Consider the following 18,473-nt stretch of genomic DNA (forward strand, 5'->3'; position numbering starts at 1 on the left):
AGTACTAATCGGTCGAGGACTTAACCAAAAACCCTGTTGGTCGTAATTGCCAGCAGGTGGTTAGCACAAATACGGTTCAAGGCAACTAAATACAATGATGTCCAGTTTTGAAAGTGCAAACTTTCAAAAAAACAGTGTGGTGGCGATGGCGAGAAGGATACACCTGTTCCCATGCCGAACACAGAAGTTAAGCTTCTCTACGCCGAGAGTAGTTGGTGGGTAACTGCCTGCGAGGGTAGGAAGCCGCCACGCTGTTATATTTATTCCGGATTAGCTCAGTGGTAGAGCACCTGACTGTTAATCAGGGTGTCGTCAGTTCGAGCCTGACATCCGGAGTTGCATGGAGAGTTGTCCGAGTGGCCGAAGGAGCATGGTTGGAAACCATGTATAGGGGCTTTACCTCTATCAAGGGTTCGAATCCCTTACTCTCCGTTGTTGCAAATGGCCCGTTGGTCAAGTGGTTAAGACACCGCCCTTTCACGGCGGTAACATGAGTTCAAATCTCGTACGGGTCACTTATATATGGAGGATTAGCTCAGTTGGGAGAGCGTCTGCCTTACAAGCAGAGGGTCACAGGTTCGAGCCCTGTATCCTCCATTTTTTTATTCTTACGGTTCCATGGTCTAGTTGGTTAGGACGCCTGCCTGTCACGCAGGAGATCACGAGTTCGAGTCTCGTTGGAACCGTACCGGCTGCGCTCACTATGATGGTGGGCGCTTTTTGTTTACATCAACAAGGAGGACTTTTGCGATGCGAAATTCGAAACCAGTCCTGGTGGCACTCAGCTGGCTGCAGATCATTTTGTGGCCGTTGCTTTATCTGTGGTCTGCCGGCATTCAGTGGTCAGTGGCGTTAGTGGCCACGTTATTGTTTGCTTTCACCTTAGCAGGGGCGCGCAGTCAAGTAAAACTGGGGTGGTGGTTGGTGGCAGCTGGCGTGTTTGGAATCATCGCTGCTAGTTCCCAATGGTTACTGTTGCCAGTGATCTTGGCGCAAGTGGCGTATAGCGGGTTGATCAACAGCCAAAAACTGACGCCACCGCTGGCGATCACGTTGTGGACGATCAATGTGTATTTTGGGCAAATGGTGCTGTTGTATCAGCTGATGCAAAGTATGACGTGGCAATTGTTGGTGTTGTTGGCCATTTTGCTATTGCCTCAGATCATTGCGGTATGGGCGGATCGGTTGCCGATTTGGCTGGGATTGGTACTGTTGGCGGCCTTGGCGGTAAGCGGGTATCTCAGCGGACAAGTGCCGTTGATCGCAGCTGGGGCACTGGTGATCATCACTGCGGCCACTTCCACGCGGGTGTTGAAGTTAAATACCACCGTGCAAACGCTGGCATCAGTCGTGATCGGCGGCATTTTCATCTTGTCGCGCTTACACGGGTGATTTGTTGGCTTTGAAGTGTTATGCTGGTATCGTTGCAATCGACTTCCCGATGGGGTCCACAAGCTGGACATGCCTTGTAACCGAAAAATTTTAGGGGGAAACATAAATGCAGGAACGTCACTTATTTACGTCGGAGTCTGTTTCAGAAGGCCATCCCGACAAAATTGCTGATCAAATCAGTGATGCGATCTTAGATGCGATCTTGACTCAAGATCCACAAGCCCATGTTGCGTGTGAAACCACTGTGACGACAGGGTTAGTATTGGTCGTCGGGGAGATCTCGACCACCGCTTATGTCGACATTCAAAAAATCGTGCGCGACACGATCCGCGAAATCGGCTATACCAAAGAATCAGGCTTTGATCCAGATTCTGTTGGCGTTTTGACGGCTTTAGACGAGCAATCACCAGATATTGCCATGGGGGTCGACGATTCCTATGAAGCCAAAGAAGGTAACAACGATCCGTTAGACAAGATCGGTGCCGGTGATCAAGGCATGATGTTTGGCTATGCGATCAATGAAACCAAAGAATTCATGCCATTGCCGATCTTGTTGTCACATCAACTGATGCAAAAAATCGCCAAGTTGCGCAAAGAAGGCACGATCACTTACTTGCGTCCTGATGCCAAAGCCCAAGTCACCGTCGAATATGACGATAACGAAAAGCCGGTACGCGTGGATACAGTCGTCGTTTCGACCCAACATGATCCAGACGCCACGTTGGCTCAGATCCGCAAAGACGTTGAAGAACAAGTGATCCGCGCAGTGATCCCAGCCAACTTGCTGGATGACCAAACCAAGATCTACGTCAATCCTACTGGCCGTTTTGTCTTAGGCGGTCCACAAGCGGATTCGGGCTTGACTGGCCGCAAGATCATCGTGGATACTTACGGTGGGTTTGCCCGTCATGGCGGCGGCTGCTTCTCTGGTAAAGATGCCACCAAAGTTGACCGCTCGGCTTCTTATGCGGCGCGCTACATTGCCAAAAATGCGGTCGCTGCTGGGTTAGCCGATAAGTTGGAAGTGCAATTGGCTTACGCAATCGGCGTCGCCCAACCGGTTTCGGTTTCGGTGAACTGCTTTGGCACCAACAAGATCGCTGAAGACAAGATCCAACAAGCGATCCGCGACAACTTCGACCTGCGCCCTGCAGGTATCATTAAAATGTTGAACTTACGCCGCCCGATCTACAAACAAACGGCCGCGTATGGTCATTTCGGACGTACAGATGTTGATCTGCCTTGGGAACACCTTGATAAAGTCGAGGCGTTGGCCAAGTACTTAGATTAAACGAGTAAAAGAGGCGTCCATCACCCTAGCGGTGGTGGATGTTTTTTTATGGGCTGAATGCTGGTGGACAACCCGCACACAGCCAGATGCAGTGAAATTATTTTGGAGGTCGTATGCAAAAGAAACAAACCAATGTCGTTGTGGTGACAGCGGCGATTTTTATCGCAACCTTTATGACGGCAGTGGAAGGAACCATCGTCGCGACCGCTTTACCGACGATCGTTGGGGAGCTACATGGCGTGGCGATGATGAATTGGATCATTTCCATTTACTTATTGACCAACGCGATGGCCACGCCGATTTTTGGCAAATTAGCTGATCGCATCGGTCGCAAACCGGTATTTTTAGTGGGACTGGGGATCTTTATCACCGGCTCGTTTTTATCCGGATTATCCACGTCGATGCCGATGTTGATCATCATGCGGGCGATCCAAGGTGTTGGCGCTGGGGCGATCATGCCAGTGACGTTCACCATTATTGCGGACATTTATCCCTTTGAAAAACGCGCCAAAGTCTTAGGCTTCAACGGCTCAGCTTGGGGGATCGCCGCTTTAGTCGCACCGCTGTTAGGCGGGTTTATCGTCGAAAAGTTGTCGTGGCATTGGATCTACTTCATCAATGTGCCGATCGGCTTGTTGTGCATGGTATTAGTTGCCGGGTTCTTGTTTGAATCCCGCCAAGCGACCAAAGACGCGATCGATTATGTCGGGACCGTTTGGTTGGTGGCCAGCTTGGTATTGTTGTTGCTAGGCTTTCAAAGCTTGGCTTCTAGTTTCGGCGTGATGAAGCTGGTGGGCTTTTTGATCGCTGCTTTGGTGTGCTTGGGATTTTTTGTTCGCGCCGAACACCGTGCCGTCGATCCGATCATCGACTTAACGCTGTTTCACCAACGTGCCTTTGTGATCACCAACTTGATTGCCGCGTTGATCTCAGGGTTCGTGATCGGGTATGAAACTTACATGCCGATGTGGGTACAAGGCATTTTAGGCATGAGTGCAACGTTTGGTGGGTTTGCCATCACGCCAAGTTCGTTGATGTGGATCGTCGGCTCATTTGTTGCCGGACGTTTGTTGGTGATCTCCACACCTAAAAAGATCATGACCATGTCACTGTTGGTGTTGTTAGTTGGCAGTGCCTTGTTGGCATTGGTGCCACAAAGTTTTCCTTATTGGGGCTTTTTGTTGATCGCGTGCTTGACTGGCTTTGGGTTCGGGAATGTGATCACCACTACCACAGTGCGCGCTCAAGCCGTGGTGCCCAAAGACATGGTCGGGGTCGCCACGAGTTTCAACACTTTAAGCCGCACGCTAGGTCAAACCATTATGGTATCGGTGTATGGCGTCGTATTGAATTTGCGCTTGGCGCAAGGCGTAGCTGGTAACCACAAGTTGAATGCCGATATGTTCAATGCCTTGATCGACCCGAATAAAGCCGCTGAATTATCGGCCAGCGTGTTGCCGAGTTTGCGACACATTTTGTATACTGGCATTCACGGGTTGTATTGGTGCACGGTAGTCACGGTATTGTTGGCGCTGATCGCCAATTATTTTGATCATGATGGCCAATTGACTGCAGCATAATCGAAAAAAAGCCCTTTGCCTTGGCGATCCTCATGCGATCGACGTGGCAAAGGGCTTTTACGGTTTTGGTGCTGGTTGCTGGGCGGTTTGCACTAGGATCGGCCACCACCAATACGCCAACAAGCAGATCCCACATAATGCCAGCAGCCAGCCGGCGGCGACATCAGTGGGGTAATGGACTTGCACATAAATACGCGAATAACCGGTCAAAAAGATCATCGCGCCAAACCCAAAGCGCAAGCCCCACGCCCACTTTTTGGTCAAAGGCCAAAAGTAGGTCAATAAGATCAAGCTGCCATATAACAACATCGCCCCAGCAGAATGCCCACTGGGAAATGAAAAGCCGCCAGCAGCAGTCAGTGGGTGGATGCTTGGATCGGCGATAAACGGTCGCGGCCGCTGCAACCATTGTTTAAGCAAGTGATTGACGCCAGACATCACCAATACGTTGCTTAACACAAATAAAGCTTGCTCGCGGCGGCGTTGCCACCACAATAGCAAAGCGACTGCCGCAGCGATCAGCGTCACACTTAGCGGATCACCTAAGGTAGTGATCACCAGTAAAACAGTGGTCAACCAGTGTGGTCGGGTGCTACAAACCAGCTTCACGATCGGCGCATCGATCACGGTAAGCCAGCTGACATGTTGGTACACGCCAATGATCAGCGGCAAGGCCAACGCCAACGCGATCAAGGCGATGGGGATGAATAATTTACGCTGTCGTAACGACAGCTTAGTCATTTGATTCGTCATATCAATATCCTAGCATAGATTGTGCGCGAGGGTTGTCAAAACAGTGAGTTTTTGCTATCATTGACCCAATATCAAACGAACAAGGGACTAGTAATCCGACTACGGGTCAACAGGAAACAAGCGGGTAATGTGAGCTTGGCGAAGTAGTAGACGAACTCACCTTTTGCGTTGTCGTTGTGAACCCTGTAGCAACGACCGGCAGGCCCGTTATCCCATTGAGCGCTGCGTAAGCAGAACTTAGGTGGTACCGCGGTGAAAGCCGTCCTAACTTTTTAGGGCGGCTTTTTGTATTCTTTGCTCAGTTTGGTTAATTCTAGGAGGCAATATTGATGGTATACGATCACAAGGCGATCGAGAAAAAGTGGCAAAAGTATTGGGCTGAACATAACGAGTTCAACACCACCACTGACCCCGATAAAAAGAATTTTTATGCGTTGGACATGTTCCCATATCCGTCAGGCCAAGGCTTGCATGTGGGGCATCCAGAAGGCTATACGGCCACGGATATTACCGCCCGCATGAAGCGGATGCAAGGTTTCAACGTGTTGCATCCTATGGGTTGGGATGCGTTTGGCTTGCCAGCTGAACAATACGCCTTGAACACCGGCCATAATCCTCGCGAATTCACCAAGAAAAATATTGAAAACTTCAAGCGCCAGATCAACTCGCTAGGCTTTTCTTATGATTGGAACCGCGAGTTGTCTACCACTGATCCTAACTACTACAAGTGGACCCAATGGATCTTTGAACAATTGTATAAGCGCGGCTTGGCCTATGAAGCTGAGATCCCAGTCAACTGGAGCCCAGATCTGGGCACAGTGGTGGCCAATGAAGAAGTCATCGACGGCAAAACCGAACGTGGGGGCTTTCCAGTCGTCCGCAAACCGATGCGCCAATGGATGCTGAAGATCACTGCTTATGCTGACAAGTTGTTGGCTGACCTCGATGATCTGGACTGGCCGGAAAACATCAAACAAATGCAGCGCAACTGGATCGGCCGGTCGGTTGGTGCCCAAGTGACCTTTAAGATCGCTGGTAGCGACAAGTCCTTTGACGTGTTCACCACCCGCCCAGATACCTTGTTTGGCGCCACTTACAGCGTGATGGCGCCAGAACATGAACTGGTTGACCAGATCACGACTCCTGAGCAAAAAGCCGCCGTTGATGCGTATAAAGCGGCCATTGAACATAAGTCTGACTTAGAACGTACTGACTTAAACAAAGACAAAACCGGGGTCTTCACTGGTGCTTACGCGATCAACCCGATCAATGGCGAAAAGTTGCCGATCTGGATCTCTGATTATGTTTTAGCCACTTATGGCACTGGGGCGATCATGGCCGTTCCGGCGCATGATGATCGTGACTATGCGTTTGCCAAAAAGTTTGGCTTAAAGATCGTGCCAGTGATTGAAGGCGGCGACATTGATGACGCAGCTTATACTGGAGACGGTGTGCATATCAACTCTGGCTTTTTGGATGGGTTGAATAAAGCAGACGCCATCGACAAAGCCATCGCATGGTTGGAAGACAAAGGTGTCGGCGAAAAGCACGTCAACTACAAGTTGCGCGACTGGGTCTTTTCGCGTCAACGTTATTGGGGCGAACCGATCCCAGTGATCCATTGGGAAGACGGCGAAACCACGTTGGTCCCAGAAGATCAATTGCCATTGATGTTGCCTGAAGAAGCAGATATCAAGCCTTCTGGTACTGGTGAATCCCCATTGGCCAACTTGGAAGATTGGGTCAACGTGGTCGACGAAAATGGCCGCAAAGGCAAGCGCGAAACCAACACCATGCCGCAATGGGCAGGGTCTTCTTGGTACTTCTTGCGCTTTGTTGATCCGCATAACAAAGAAGCTTTAGCTGATTACGACAAGCTCAAAGAATGGCTGCCAGTCAACTTGTATATCGGCGGGGCGGAACACGCGGTATTGCACTTGTTGTATGCGCGTTTTTGGAACTTGTTCTTATATGATATCGGGGCGATCCCGAACAAAGAACCTTTCCAGAAGTTGTACAACCAAGGCATGATTTTAGGCGACAACCACGAAAAAATGTCCAAGTCCAAAGGCAACGTGGTCAACCCTGATGATGTGGTCGAACAATACGGTGCCGACACTTTGCGCTTGTATGAAATGTTCATGGGCCCATTGGATGCTGGGATCGCTTGGAGCACTACAGGTTTAGCTGGGGCGCGCAAGTTCTTGGATCGTGTCTACCGCACATTTATTGATGATAACGGTAAAATGCGTGATCACATCACCACCATCAATGATGGCAAATTGGACAAAGTCTACAACGAAACCGTCAAGAAAGTGACTGAAGATTTCGAAGACTTGCACTTCAATACCGCCATTTCTCAAATGATGGTGTTCATCAATGAAGCCCAAAAAGTGGATGACTTGCCTTATGAATATGTCGAAGGCTTAGTCAAAATGCTGGCGCCGATCGCGCCACACTTGATGGAAGAGATCTGGCAAAAGCTTGGTCATGATCACAGCTTGACTTACGCGGCATGGCCAACGGTAGATGAATCCAAGTTAGTCACCAAGCAATACACCTTGATGGTTCAAGTCAATGGCAAGTTGCGCGGGCACATCACCGTTGACGCTGACATCGACAACGAAACCGCCAAGGCGAAAGCCAAAGAAATCGAAAACGTGGCGAAATTTATCAAAGGTAAAACGATCGTTAAAGAAATCGTGGTACCTAAGAAGATCGTTAACATCGTTGTGAAATAAAGGTTTTGTAGAAGCCCAGGTTTCGACCTGGGCTTTTTTGTTGCGGCGAAAAATCGCAATCGCCGGCAGTTCTTGCCAGCTCGCCAATGAAAACGATGCCAGTGTTTGCCGTACCCTTAACAAATCTTGATTCTGCGTTACCATAGGAATGAGGAGGCTTCATTGTGAAAAAAACTTTAATTGCAATTGCTTGTTTCATTGGCTTATGTGCCACTAGCGCCGTACCAGTTTTGGCCGACACGACAGTGCAAGTCAACACGAAGACGCCAACTTATTATTACTTTGATCTCGCTTGGCAAAATGTGTCAGGTAAGCTCAAGCACATCGGCTGGGTCGCGCCAACGACACCAGCCAGTGATGCCACCCAAGGTGATTACGTGCAAGGCACGATCTCACCGCGTGGCAATGTGAATGGTCAACCAGCCGTCAATAAGACGTCAACCACACCAGTTGAATAAAATTCTCGTTGAGTCAGCGATGGCTCAACTTTTTTTGCGCGAAAACACATGACGAATCCTTGGCATCCGTTGAATCGGCTGCGCATTTCAATTAAACTGTAAAGGATAGTGCATTGATAGGAGCAGCGCAGCAAATGGAAAAACAAACATCGGCAAAACGTCCCAAGCGTTCTGCCCAAGAACAAATGCTACGCGGTTCGGCATGGATGACCGCCGGCAGTATTTTCTCGCGGATCTTAGGCGCCATTTATATCGTGCCTTGGCGCATTTGGATGGGGGCGGCGTTTTTAACCGCTAACGCCTTGTTCACTAAAGGTTACCAGATCTATAGTGTGTTTTTGATCATCGGCACGGCAGGCATTCCCAGTGCGATCTCCAAACAAGTGGCGCATTATAACGCCATGAATGAATATAAAACCGGCTTGCGGCTGTTTTTCAATGGGTTGCTGCTGATGGCTGGGATGGGCGTCCTGTCATGTGGCGCGCTGTGGTTTTTGGCGCCGCTGTTGGCGATGCATGATCCGGCGTTGACGCAGATCTTTCGCTCATTGGCTTGGCCATTGTTATTGATCCCGATTTTATCGATCATGCGCGGGTTTTTCCAAGGCTATAACGAAATGGCGCCAAGTGCCATCAGCCAATTCATCGAGCAAGTGGCGCGGATCATTTACATGTTGTTGATGACGTTTATCATCATGCGCTTAGGCAGTCACAATTATGTGGACGCTGTGTCGCAATCGACTTTTGCGGCGTTTGTCGGGGCCGTGTTTGGTCTTGGACTACTGGTGGTGTACTTTTTGTTTCAGCGCCAGCGCTTTGTCGATTTGGCGGCAACAAGCGATGACAACTTGCAGATCTCGATTCCAGAAATTTTGTTGGATATCGTCAAACAAGCGGTGCCGTTTATTATTTTGGATTCGGCGATCAACTTGTATTACATCGTGGATCAATACACGTTTAATCCGATGATGCATTTGCGCTATGTGGTTTCCGAACACCGCTTAGATGAGATCTATGCGTTATTTGCTGGTAACGCCAACAAGTTGATCATGATCGTGGTGTCTTTAGCCGTAGCCATGGCGGTGACCGCTTTGCCGCTATTGGCCGCGGCGGCGACGCGCGGCGACAAGCGCGAAGTGGCGGCGCAGATCACCAACACCTTGCAATTGTTTTATTTGGTCATGATCCCTGCCGCCGTAGGGATGGTTGGCATCGCCAAGCCGTTATATGTCTTGTTTTACGGCTACGACGAACTGGGAATCCATATGCTGGAACTGTCCAGTTTCTTGGCGATTTTGCTCGGGTTGTTCACGATCTTAGCGACATTGCTTCAAGGGATGTTTCGCAATCGCTTGGCCATTGCCGAAATGGCCGTGGGTTTTGCCGTGAAGTTGTTGATGCAGTGGCTGATGATCTACGCGTTTAACGTATACGGACCGACCATTAGCTCGATGATCGGCATGATCGTCACCAGCTGGTTGATGTTACATACGCTGCGGGTGGATTATCACTACAAAGCCCGCCAAACGATGCATTGCTTAGTGGGTATTTGCGGTTTTTCCGCGCTGATGTTTGTGGTGGTGCGCGGTTCAGCCATGCTGATGGGGATGTTGTTAGGCACGCAACGCGCCTTGCCAGCGATGTTGACGATTTTGGTGGCAGTGCCATTAGGCATCTTGGTATATGGCTACGCCGTGTTGAAAACGCGCCTGGCGGATATGATCGTCGGTCAGCGTGTGGCTGGGATCCGTCGGCGTTTGCATATGAGGTAGATCATGCGATTAGATAAATATTTGGCGCACTTACAAGTCGGCAGTCGCGCCCAAGTCAAACAGCTGATCAAGCAAAAATTGGTGACAGTTAATGGCGACGTGATCCGCGATCCTGGTTTTACCGTGGCTGAATCTGCCCAAGTCGCTGTGTCTGGCGAGCTGGTGACCGGCAATCTGGCAGTGACGTATCTGATGAACAAGCCAGCCGGCGTGATCACCGCCACTGAAGATCACCATGAGCGCACGGTGTTAGATCTGATCGCGCCAAAAGATCGCCGGCCAGGACTTTTCCCAGTGGGGCGCTTGGATAAAGACACCACTGGTTTGTTGTTATTGACTACCGACGGCGCGTTAGGCCATTCATTACTGGCCCCCAAGCACCATGTTGATAAAACCTACTTGGCGACGTTGGATGGACCGCTAACCACCGAAATGGTGGCGCAACTAGAAGCTGGAATCGTGTTTAAAGCGTTTACTTCAGCGCCAGCGCAGGTGGTTTCAGTCGGCGAACGTACCGCTGAGATCACGATCCATGAAGGCAAGTTCCATCAAGTGAAGCGCATGTTTCATGCTGTCGGCGTGGAAGTGGTGAGCCTGAAGCGCTTGTCTATGGGGGGCTTGCGGTTACCTGATGATCTATTACCAGGGCAATATCGCGCGTTGACTGACGCAGAAATGCAAACGTTGCGCCAAGCCTAAAAAGCCGGATCATGGCGATCCGGCTTTTTTGATGGCGCACAAAAAAAGACCTCAACTTCTCAGTTGAGATCAAGTAGTGCCGCAAACAGGAGTCGAACCTGCACAGGGAAAACCCTACAGCGACCTGAACACTGCGCGTCTGCCAATTCCGCCATTGCGGCATAGGTTGTAAACTTAACAACGAAAACTAGTATATCAAGCTTTGTTGACCCTGTCCACCCCCAAGCCAAAAAACTTGCGGTACAATATGCTTGAGGTGATAGCAATGCAAACTCTTTCACAACAATGCGTGCGCCAAGTGGTCAAACCGCGCCCCAAGAAAAGTTACAAGGGGCGTTTTGGTCGCGTGACCATCATTGGCGGCAACGCCCAATATGGCGGCGCAGCGATCATGTCAGCCAGCGCTGCGGTATATGCCGGTGCCGGGTTGGTCAGTGTCGCCACAGACAGCGTGAATCGCTCGGCACTGCATGCGCGCTTGCCTGAAGCGATGGTGCTGGATTGGACAGCGGAAAAACTGGAAGCCTTATTAAATACGCAAAATGTCTTGGTGATCGGTCCAGGTTTAGGGGATGATGCGCCAGCCTTGACGCTATTAAAACGCGTGTTTGCTACGGTCAAACCTGATCAAACGCTGATCATCGACGGTTCAGCGATCACCTTGATCGCCTGTGAGCGCTTAGCGATCCCCAAGGCCCAAGTGATCTGGACGCCACATCAAATGGAGTGGCAGCGGTTATCAAAGGTGCCATTGGCCGATCAAGATCCCACGACCAATGCGCAAGCTGCGGCGCAATTACCTGGCGTGGTGATCGTCAAATCTGAAGCCACTGAGATCTTTGGGATGCAAGACAGTTATTTGAATCCGGTCGGGTCCCCGGCGATGGCGACAGGCGGCTCTGGCGATACGTTGACGGGGATCTTAGCGGCGTTTGTGGGGCAGTTTGGGTACTCAGATGCCAGCATTTGTGCCGCAGTGTATACCCATAGTGCGGTGGCCGATTTGATTGCCCGAACAAATTATGTCGCATTGCCGACCCAAGTGATCGCCCAGCTACCACAATATATGGCAGAAATGTCCCAAAAGTAATCCACAGTATCCACAAGATGTTGTGGATAACCTTGCGGATCAGTGAAACCTTCAACACAGTAAATTCCGATAAGCAGCTATTTTTTGTATGGATTTTGCCAACAAAATCGCAAAATAACCGAACAATAGCAGATTGATACGGGAAAATAATGGGACTTATGGTAAACTGAATTTATCAATCAAAAAGGCAGGATCAAACTATGCAAGTCATCGTTACTGTGATCGGAACGGATAAAGTCGGGATCATCGCGCAAGTGACCACGAAGTTAGCCGAATTGAATGTCAACATTTTGGATGTGTCACAAACTATCATGCAAGGGGCCTTTACCATGATGCTATTGGCCAAGTTGCCTGACGATGGCGATTTTGGCGCCATCAAGGCCGAATTGCAAGACCTTGGCGCCGAAATTGGCGTGGAAGTTAAAATCGCCCGTCAAGAAATTTTTGACGCGATGCACAAACTCTAGGAGGTCATCATGGAAAGCAACCAGATCAAAGAAACGATCCAAATGATCGCCGAAGAAAACCTCGACATTCGCACCGTCACCATGGGCATCTCGCTGTTGGATTGTATCACCGGCGATACCAAAACCACCGCGCAACGCGTTTACGCCAAAATCGTCGCCAAAGCCAAGAACTTGGTGCCTGTGGCCAACGCGATCTCCAGCGAATTCGGAATCCCGATCGTCAACAAGCGCATTTCCGTGACCCCAGTGGCGATGTTAGCCGGCGCAGATCCTAAGCCGGATTTTTTGCCGATCGCCAAAGCCATGGATGACGCCGCCAAAGCCGTGAAAGTCGATTTGATCGGTGGCTTTTCCGCTACGGTGCAAAATGGCTGCACCCCAGCTGACGAAGCGCTGATCGCGCAGATCCCTGCGGCGCTAGCGGCAACAGATCGGGTTTGTTCAAGCGTCAACATCGGCGCTTCGCGTTCTGGGTTGAACATGGATGCGGTGAAGTTGATGGGCGAATGTGTCAAAGCCATCGCTGACATCGACCCGAAGCTGGCCATGAAGCTGGTCGTATTTTGTAACGCGGTAGAAGACAATCCCTTTATGGCTGGCGCTTTTTGGGGTGTATCAGAAGGCGATGTGGCGATCAATACTGGCGTTTCGGGTCCTGGCGTGGTGCAACGAGCGATTGCCGACCAACCAGACGCTGATTTTGAAGTGATTTGCGAAACCATCAAAAAAACCGCCTTTAAAGTTTCGCGCATGGGCCAATTCGTTGGCAAAGTCGCTGCCGAGCGGTTAGGTGTGCCGTTCAACATTGTGGACTTGTCTTTGGCGCCAACACCGGCCCAAGGCGATTCTGTGGCGGAAATTCTGGAAACCATGGGCTTGAGCCATGTCGGCACCCCTGGCACCACCGCCGCATTGGCATTGTTGAATGACGCTGTGAAAAAAGGTGGCGTGATGGCTGCCGAACGCGTCGGTGGGTTATCTGGGGCCTTTATTCCAGTTTCAGAAGATGCCAACATGATCAAAGCCGCTCAAGCTGGTCACATTACCTTGGAAAAACTTGAAGCGATGACGGCAGTTTGTTCTGTCGGTTTGGATATGATCGCGGTGCCTGGTGATACGCCGGCCACGACGATTTCTGGGATGATTGCTGATGAAGCGGCGATCGGCATGATCAACAACAAAACCACTGCGGTGCGCGTGATCCCAGTACCAGGCAAAAAAGTTGGCGACAGCATCGAATTTGGTGGCTTGTTTGGATCCGCGCCGATCATGGCAGTCAACACTGGCGATGCGTCAGTGTTTATCAATCGTGGTGGCCACATTCCCGCGCCGATCCACAGTTTCAAAAACTGAGCTTAGCAGTCTCAACCATCCCGATGGTTGGGACTATTTTTATGCCTGCAAAGATGAAACGCCTCGATTTTGCGTAATCTATTAGTAAGGGGGTGTTGACATGTTTGTGGCCATAACGCCTGATGCCAAACGCATCACATTAGTCGATCATCAACAAGCCGAAAACTTGCGCGGCGGCACCTTTTATTGTCCGGCTTGCCGCAAGCCAGTGCGCATCAAAAACGGTCAAGTGATGCCGGCACATTTTGCGCATATCGGGCCGGCTTGTGATGTGGACAGCGAAGGCGAAAGCACCATTCATTTGCAAGGCAAGCAGTGGTTGTTGCAGTTGGGGGAGCAGCTAGGCTATGCGGTGAGCCTGGAAGTGTATTATCCGCAGATCCGCCAGCGCGCTGATGTGGTGTGGGTCAAAGCTCAGCGGACGTTGGTTTTAGAGTTTCAATGCAGTCCGCTGGATCCTAAACGCCTTAAAGCCCGCACCAAAGGGTATGCCAGCTTAGGGTTAGAAGTGATCTGGATCTTAGGACCGCGCTATTATAGCCAACGCCCTGCTGGCATGCAGGCGAAGTTCTTACGCTTTGATCAAATTCATGGGTATCATTTGTGGTATAGCGATGGGAACCACTTTCTAGAATTGTGGCAAGCAAAAATGGGGTATTTTCAAGTGCAGCGGTTTGATCGCAGTGGCCAACACCTGCGCCAAGTGCAAGTGGCGCGCTCACGCCAGCAGATCGTGCGCTTGATCGACAATCAATTGCATTTTCGCGATCCGAAGATCATGGCGCTACAAGCCATGGCTTATGCCAAAGGCAAACACTTAGCCGGCTTGCCTTGGCTGGTGCATGAGCACTTGACTCAGCTGTTAGGCTTAAAGACGCCAGAGTGGCAAATGCGCGCCAAATGGCTGTTGACCTTTGAAGATGGTGATATTTCCTGGGAAATGAATCAGAAATTCTGGCAAGCGCAAGTGGCACCAATGCTGACGCCACTGGTCGATCATGCCGCTTTGGTGAATACGGTGGCGACAGTGTGGCTACACACGCTGAGTGACGCTGGGTATTTGCAAGCAGGCGCGAATGGTTGGCAGTGGGTGCAGCCACTGGATTGGTTTGTGGATAGTGCGCATAAATTAGCGGCTTTACGTTAACAAAAAAGGCCACGACTGCAATAGTCGTGGTCTTTTATGCTGGGTCAAAGCACATGGAGCATTGACGGTGGGGTCAGTTGCAGCTTCTCACATACTGCTTTGAGCCGCTGGTAATTGCGGGTGTTGCCAAGTCTGACGCCAGGGTTTTGGTTGGTGGTGTCAAATACCACCACATCAGGCGCTTGGGTGACGCCCATTTGTGATGCCAGTTGTTGATCAGCGTCAATGCAAGGCGTTTGGGCCAAGCGCTTGCGGTCGTCAATAAACGCTGCTTGGTTTAACCCGTAGCCTGACACTAACGCCATGGCAAAAGCTGGATCATAAGTGAAGTCCCCGTCGGTAAACATTTCTTGCTCGCCTAACAGTAATTGGCGGGCTTTGTGGTTGCCTTGCAGTTGGGCCGCTTTAAAGTCTAAGGCGACTTCATAGGCGGCTTTGGTGAGTTGGTTGCGTAATGCTAAGTCTTTGGGATCGCGATGAGTGGCCACTAAGCTTGCCGTGACCACTTGGAAATTTAACAACATCGCCACATGCAAGTCGACTTTTTCCAGTGATTCGTGTTGCAAGCGGCGCACCGCAGCTTCCGCTTGGCGACAGTCAGTGCCTAGCGGATTCACGAACAGAAAGATTTCTAACACGTAATACCTCCAAATAATTTTGATAGCCTAACTTTACCAGAAAATCGCCAGAACACAATTATTAAGCTTGTGACTTTTTCACATTCTCAACGGCGCGTTGGATCTTGTTTTCTGGCGGCAATAAGGTGAGGTCAAAATCTCGCGCCAACTGCGCCCAAAAGGCTTTGGCAATAGCGGCATCGGTGTATTCCATTTCCAATTCCCAATCGCTTGTACCATTGAGATAAGTGGTGTGATCAAGCGTCAATAACCCAGCAGCTTGAGGGGCCAAGTAACGCGTGGTGGTGGCTTGGGCGAAGGCATGTAGCGCGTTAAAGTCGATCCCAATGGCATCAAGTTGGGTCGCGACGGTTCCGCCTGCCACCAGCTCGTTGCCGGTGATCGCGTCGGTATATTCCATCAACTTGCGGTCAGGACCGACTGGTACTTTCAACGTTTGTTCGCTGTAATCGGCAAATTGCCGCGTGCGCAACCCCCAGTGGTGGGCTTGTAGTTGGTGATCGGCAGTATCAAAGTAGCGGTTGGTTTGGGTGAATGGCGGCTGAAACGCGATCTGTTGGCGCAACTTTTGGGCGGTAGCGGCATCAAGCAAGGTTTTGAATTCTTGTTCAAGTTCTTTTGACATTTTTGTGGTCCTTTCCGTGCAGTCGTCAACTATTATTGCCTTCATTATATGGTAAACTAGGACAGGAAACATTATGGATGTGGAGGCATGGCGATGCAACGTGATTGGGATAGCTTTTTAATGCCGTATTATCAAGCGGTTGATGAACTCAAAATTAAATTTCGGGGGATGCGCAAGCAATTCCAACAAGCCAACGAACATACCCCGATCGAATTTGTGACCGGCCGGGTCAAACCCGTCGACTCCATCATCGAAAAACAGTCGCGGCGTTATATTTCCGATCAGCTGTTGGAACAAGACATGCAAGATATCGCCGGGCTGAGGATCATGTGCCAGTTTGTGGAAGATATTTACCAAGTCGTGGATCTCTTACACAAACGCACTGACATGAAAATCGTTGAAGAACGTGATTACGTCACCAACGTCAAGCCTAGCGGGTATCGTTCATATCATGTGGTGATCGAATACCCCGTCCAATTGATCCATGGTGAAAAAAAGCTGTTGGCTGAAGTGCAGATCCGCACCATGGCGATGAACTTTTGGGCCACGATCGAACACTCACTAAATTATAAATACCAAGGCGAATTTCCTGATGATCTCAAAGCTCGCTTGAAGCGCGCCGCTGAAGCCAGCTTCATGCTTGACGAAGAAATGTCTGAGATCCGAGAAGAGATTCAAGAAGCCCAGCAGCTGTTTTCTTATGGCAAAGGGCAAAATGTACCGATGCCAAAAGCAGACAAAAAGGATGACTAGTATGCGTATCGCCATCATCAAAAATTCAAACAGTCAATCAAAAACCGCGGCCAAGCAGCTGGAAGAAAAGCTCACTGCCGCGGGTTTTGAGCTGGATCAAGTGACCCCTGATGTGGTGATCACTGTCGGCGGGGATGGCACGCTGTTAGGCGCGTTTCACCGCTATGCCCAACAACTCGATCATGTCCGCTTTATCGGCGTACATACCGGCCATTTAGGCTTTTATACCGATTGGCGCGACTTTGAAATCGACCAATTGGTGCAAGCGTTGTTGAATGATTCCGGCCAAAGTGTGTCTTACCCATTGCTTGACGTGTTGGCCGATTATGAAGATGGGACCACGTCGCATTATTTGGCGTTAAATGAAGCGACGCTCAAGCGCTTATCTGGCACCATGCGCTGTGATGTCTACATCAAAGAAGACTTTTTTGAAAGCTTTCGTGGCGATGGGTTATGCGTGGCCACGCCAACTGGCTCGACGGCTTATTCCAAGTCTAACGGCGGGGCAGTGATCCACCCGCGCTTAGACGCAATGCAAGTCACAGAAATCGCTTCGATCAACAACCGCGTGTTTCGGACTTTGGCTGCGCCGTTGATCTTAGCGCCTGATGAATGGGTGATTTTGCGTCCAGAACCGTTTCAAGATTACTTAATGAGTATCGATCAGTTTTCGATCACGCCACAGCTGGTGACTTCTATTCGCTTTAAAATCGCCAGCGAACGGATCCATTTTGCCCGGTATCGCCACATGCACTTTTGGGATCGTGTGGAAGATGCCTTTATTGGCGCCAAGCAGTGAAATTAACGTGGACCTATGATGGGGATGCGCCAATCAAGTTGTATACCTTTTTGCGGCAAATGGGCTTGGCGCGCATGCAGATCAAAAAAGCCAAGTTCCACGGCGGCGAGTTCTTTGTCAACGACGTCTCAGTGCACACCAATTTTGTGGTACACCCAGGCGATATGGTGGCGATGGTGTTAGCGCCAGATACCGTGTCGGATCAAGTGATCCCGTACCCGGCGCCACTTGATATCGTGTATGAAGACCGCGACTATTTGGTGGTGAACAAACCTGCTGGCATCGCCTCGATCCCAGATGTCGCCAAAAGTCCAGACACCATGGCTAACCGCGTCAAAGCTTATTTGATCGCCAGTCATGCCCAAAGTTCTGCCATCCATGTGGTGACGCGCCTAGACCGCGACACCAGCGGCTTGATCTTATTTGCCAAACACAGCTTGGCGCATAGCTTGATCGATGCGCAACTGCACACTGACAAAATGCAAAAACATTATTTGGCGCTGGTATCCGGCAAAGCCGCGATGCCAGATCATGGCTGGTTGGTATTGCGCTTAGGGCGCACGACTGACTTTTATATGCATCGAGGCGTGGTGGCTGACGGCAAGATCTCCGTCACCGAATACCAAGTGCTACAAAGCGCCCCAAACGCTAAGTTGGTTCAAGTGCGGTTGCATACTGGGCGCACCCATCAGATCCGAGCGCATTTTTCGGCGATCGGACATCCGCTTTATGGTGATGACTTGTACGGCGGCCCTCATGTATCTGAACTGGATCGCCAAGCGCTACATTGTGCCAAGCTTGATTTCTGGCAGCCGTTGACGCAAACGATGATCCACTTGACGGCGCCGTTACCTGAAGATATGGCCACGTTAGCAGCGCATCTCCAATTGAAAAATGCGAGTCGCAATTAAGCGG

Annotated in this window: 17 protein-coding genes, 6 tRNA genes, 1 rRNA gene and 1 riboswitch; of the genes, 20 read left to right on the forward strand and 4 right to left on the reverse strand. The window is 50.4% G+C overall.

Annotated elements, in window-relative coordinates; genetic code table 11:
- The first annotated feature begins 135 nt into the window (after positions 1–135).
- The 9 genes from rrf (at position 136) to ACKTSG_RS06985 (ending at position 4,263) form a co-directional block, all read left to right on the forward strand.
- Positions 136–252, forward strand: a 5S ribosomal RNA gene (rrf, locus tag ACKTSG_RS06945).
- Positions 253–264: 12 nt separating this feature from the next.
- Positions 265–336 (forward strand) — tRNA-Asn (locus ACKTSG_RS06950).
- A 6-nt stretch (positions 337–342) separates the two neighbouring features.
- A tRNA-Ser gene (locus ACKTSG_RS06955) sits at positions 343–432 on the forward strand.
- An 11-nt stretch (positions 433–443) separates the two neighbouring features.
- Positions 444–515, forward strand: a tRNA-Glu gene (locus ACKTSG_RS06960).
- 9 nt (positions 516–524) lie between these two features.
- Positions 525–597 (forward strand) — tRNA-Val (locus tag ACKTSG_RS06965).
- A 15-nt stretch (positions 598–612) separates the two neighbouring features.
- Positions 613–686: transfer RNA gene (locus ACKTSG_RS06970), tRNA-Asp, on the forward strand.
- Positions 687–750: 64 nt separating this feature from the next.
- A complete protein-coding gene (locus ACKTSG_RS06975) occupies positions 751–1,392 on the forward strand; it encodes a hypothetical protein (protein ID WP_407893274.1) in 642 nt (213 codons plus the stop codon).
- Between the two features lie 27 nt (positions 1,393–1,419).
- A riboswitch (SMK box riboswitch) is annotated at positions 1,420–1,501 on the forward strand.
- Entirely contained in the window at positions 1,499–2,683 is a 1,185-nt protein-coding gene (gene metK / locus ACKTSG_RS06980) for a methionine adenosyltransferase (RefSeq protein ID WP_407893276.1), read from the forward strand. Its footprint overlaps the riboswitch before it by 3 nt.
- A 113-nt stretch (positions 2,684–2,796) precedes the next feature.
- Entirely contained in the window at positions 2,797–4,263 is a 1,467-nt protein-coding gene (locus ACKTSG_RS06985; RefSeq protein WP_407893278.1) for an MDR family MFS transporter, read from the forward strand.
- 57 nt (positions 4,264–4,320) lie between these two features.
- Here ACKTSG_RS06985 and ACKTSG_RS06990 read toward each other — a convergent pair whose 3' ends face one another.
- Positions 4,321–5,016 carry a phosphatase PAP2 family protein gene (locus tag ACKTSG_RS06990; RefSeq protein ID WP_407893280.1) on the reverse strand — a complete coding sequence of 232 codons (696 nt, stop codon included), beginning with the start codon at positions 5,014–5,016 and terminating at the stop codon, positions 4,321–4,323.
- A 329-nt stretch (positions 5,017–5,345) separates the two neighbouring features.
- Here ACKTSG_RS06990 and leuS point away from each other — a divergent pair, with 329 nt between their 5' ends.
- From leuS to ACKTSG_RS07010, 4 genes are all read left to right on the forward strand, one after another.
- Positions 5,346–7,757 carry a leucine--tRNA ligase gene (leuS, locus tag ACKTSG_RS06995; protein WP_407893282.1) on the forward strand — a complete coding sequence of 804 codons (2,412 nt, stop codon included), beginning with the start codon at positions 5,346–5,348 and terminating at the stop codon, positions 7,755–7,757.
- Between the two features lie 164 nt (positions 7,758–7,921).
- Complete coding sequence (locus ACKTSG_RS07000; protein ID WP_407893284.1) at positions 7,922–8,215, forward strand: hypothetical protein; 294 nt, start codon at positions 7,922–7,924, stop codon at positions 8,213–8,215.
- A 134-nt stretch (positions 8,216–8,349) separates the two neighbouring features.
- Positions 8,350–9,987 carry a putative polysaccharide biosynthesis protein gene (locus tag ACKTSG_RS07005; protein ID WP_407893286.1) on the forward strand — a complete coding sequence of 546 codons (1,638 nt, stop codon included), beginning with the start codon at positions 8,350–8,352 and terminating at the stop codon, positions 9,985–9,987.
- Between the two features lie 3 nt (positions 9,988–9,990).
- The gene (locus ACKTSG_RS07010) at positions 9,991–10,686 is read left to right on the forward strand and encodes a pseudouridine synthase (protein ID WP_407893288.1); all 696 of its coding nucleotides are present in this window, start codon (positions 9,991–9,993) and stop codon (positions 10,684–10,686) included.
- A 77-nt stretch (positions 10,687–10,763) separates the two neighbouring features.
- Here the strand turns inward: ACKTSG_RS07010 and ACKTSG_RS07015 are convergent.
- Positions 10,764–10,847, reverse strand: a tRNA-Leu gene (locus ACKTSG_RS07015).
- Between the two features lie 104 nt (positions 10,848–10,951).
- Here ACKTSG_RS07015 and ACKTSG_RS07020 point away from each other — a divergent pair.
- The 4 genes from ACKTSG_RS07020 to ACKTSG_RS07035 all read left to right on the forward strand — a co-directional run bounded on the left by ACKTSG_RS07020 (position 10,952) and on the right by ACKTSG_RS07035 (position 14,743).
- Positions 10,952–11,776, forward strand: coding sequence for an NAD(P)H-hydrate dehydratase (locus ACKTSG_RS07020; protein ID WP_407893290.1), 825 nt, complete (start codon positions 10,952–10,954; stop codon positions 11,774–11,776).
- 200 nt (positions 11,777–11,976) lie between these two features.
- Positions 11,977–12,243: an ACT domain-containing protein gene (locus ACKTSG_RS07025; RefSeq protein ID WP_407893292.1), complete on the forward strand. Its 267-nt coding sequence runs from the start codon at positions 11,977–11,979 to the stop codon at positions 12,241–12,243.
- Between the two features lie 9 nt (positions 12,244–12,252).
- Positions 12,253–13,596 (forward strand): PFL family protein, encoded by a 1,344-nt coding sequence (locus ACKTSG_RS07030; RefSeq protein WP_407893294.1) that lies wholly within the window; start codon positions 12,253–12,255, stop codon positions 13,594–13,596.
- A gap of 100 nt (positions 13,597–13,696) precedes the next feature.
- Positions 13,697–14,743: a competence protein CoiA gene (locus ACKTSG_RS07035; protein WP_407893296.1), complete on the forward strand. Its 1,047-nt coding sequence runs from the start codon at positions 13,697–13,699 to the stop codon at positions 14,741–14,743.
- Between the two features lie 44 nt (positions 14,744–14,787).
- Here the strand turns inward: ACKTSG_RS07035 and ACKTSG_RS07040 are convergent, their stop codons facing one another.
- Positions 14,788–15,381: a DsbA family protein gene (locus tag ACKTSG_RS07040; RefSeq protein WP_407893298.1), complete on the reverse strand. Its 594-nt coding sequence runs from the start codon at positions 15,379–15,381 to the stop codon at positions 14,788–14,790.
- A 61-nt stretch (positions 15,382–15,442) separates the two neighbouring features.
- Positions 15,443–16,006 (reverse strand): CYTH domain-containing protein, encoded by a 564-nt coding sequence (locus ACKTSG_RS07045; RefSeq protein ID WP_407893300.1) that lies wholly within the window; start codon positions 16,004–16,006, stop codon positions 15,443–15,445.
- A 93-nt stretch (positions 16,007–16,099) separates the two neighbouring features.
- Between ACKTSG_RS07045 and yjbM the strand changes: the two genes are divergently transcribed.
- Genes yjbM through ACKTSG_RS07060 form a run of 3 tightly spaced genes read left to right on the forward strand, consistent with a single transcriptional unit; the run spans position 16,100 to position 18,469 of the window.
- Positions 16,100–16,759: a GTP diphosphokinase gene (gene yjbM / locus ACKTSG_RS07050; protein WP_407893302.1), complete on the forward strand. Its 660-nt coding sequence runs from the start codon at positions 16,100–16,102 to the stop codon at positions 16,757–16,759.
- Between the two features lies 1 nt (position 16,760).
- On the forward strand, positions 16,761–17,558 hold the full coding sequence (locus ACKTSG_RS07055; protein ID WP_407893304.1) for an NAD kinase: 798 nt from the start codon (positions 16,761–16,763) through the stop codon (positions 17,556–17,558).
- On the forward strand, positions 17,555–18,469 hold the full coding sequence (locus ACKTSG_RS07060) for an RluA family pseudouridine synthase (protein ID WP_407893306.1): 915 nt from the start codon (positions 17,555–17,557) through the stop codon (positions 18,467–18,469). The genes ACKTSG_RS07055 and ACKTSG_RS07060 overlap by 4 nt, the downstream gene beginning before the upstream one ends.
- Positions 18,470–18,473 lie beyond the last annotated feature (4 nt).

The organism is Lacticaseibacillus salsurae (assembly GCF_045862175.1).
Classification (GTDB): domain Bacteria; phylum Bacillota; class Bacilli; order Lactobacillales; family Lactobacillaceae; genus Lacticaseibacillus; species Lacticaseibacillus salsurae.

Bases quoted from the DNA above. Each gene is read 5' to 3' on its own strand.
- ACKTSG_RS06975 (WP_407893274.1), top strand. From the start codon at position 751: ATGCGAAATTCGAAACCAGTCCTGGTGGCACTCAGCTGGCTGCAGATC.
- metK (WP_407893276.1), top strand. From the start codon at position 1,499: ATGCAGGAACGTCACTTATTTACGTCGGAGTCTGTTTCAGAAGGCCAT.
- ACKTSG_RS06985 (WP_407893278.1), top strand. From the start codon at position 2,797: ATGCAAAAGAAACAAACCAATGTCGTTGTGGTGACAGCGGCGATTTTT.
- ACKTSG_RS06990 (WP_407893280.1), bottom strand. From the start codon at position 5,016: ATGACGAATCAAATGACTAAGCTGTCGTTACGACAGCGTAAATTATTC.
- leuS (WP_407893282.1), top strand. From the start codon at position 5,346: ATGGTATACGATCACAAGGCGATCGAGAAAAAGTGGCAAAAGTATTGG.
- ACKTSG_RS07005 (WP_407893286.1), top strand. From the start codon at position 8,350: ATGGAAAAACAAACATCGGCAAAACGTCCCAAGCGTTCTGCCCAAGAA.
- ACKTSG_RS07010 (WP_407893288.1), top strand. From the start codon at position 9,991: ATGCGATTAGATAAATATTTGGCGCACTTACAAGTCGGCAGTCGCGCC.
- ACKTSG_RS07020 (WP_407893290.1), top strand. From the start codon at position 10,952: ATGCAAACTCTTTCACAACAATGCGTGCGCCAAGTGGTCAAACCGCGC.
- ACKTSG_RS07025 (WP_407893292.1), top strand. From the start codon at position 11,977: ATGCAAGTCATCGTTACTGTGATCGGAACGGATAAAGTCGGGATCATC.
- ACKTSG_RS07030 (WP_407893294.1), top strand. From the start codon at position 12,253: ATGGAAAGCAACCAGATCAAAGAAACGATCCAAATGATCGCCGAAGAA.
- ACKTSG_RS07035 (WP_407893296.1), top strand. From the start codon at position 13,697: ATGTTTGTGGCCATAACGCCTGATGCCAAACGCATCACATTAGTCGAT.
- ACKTSG_RS07045 (WP_407893300.1), bottom strand. From the start codon at position 16,006: ATGTCAAAAGAACTTGAACAAGAATTCAAAACCTTGCTTGATGCCGCT.
- yjbM (WP_407893302.1), top strand. From the start codon at position 16,100: ATGCAACGTGATTGGGATAGCTTTTTAATGCCGTATTATCAAGCGGTT.
- ACKTSG_RS07055 (WP_407893304.1), top strand. From the start codon at position 16,761: ATGCGTATCGCCATCATCAAAAATTCAAACAGTCAATCAAAAACCGCG.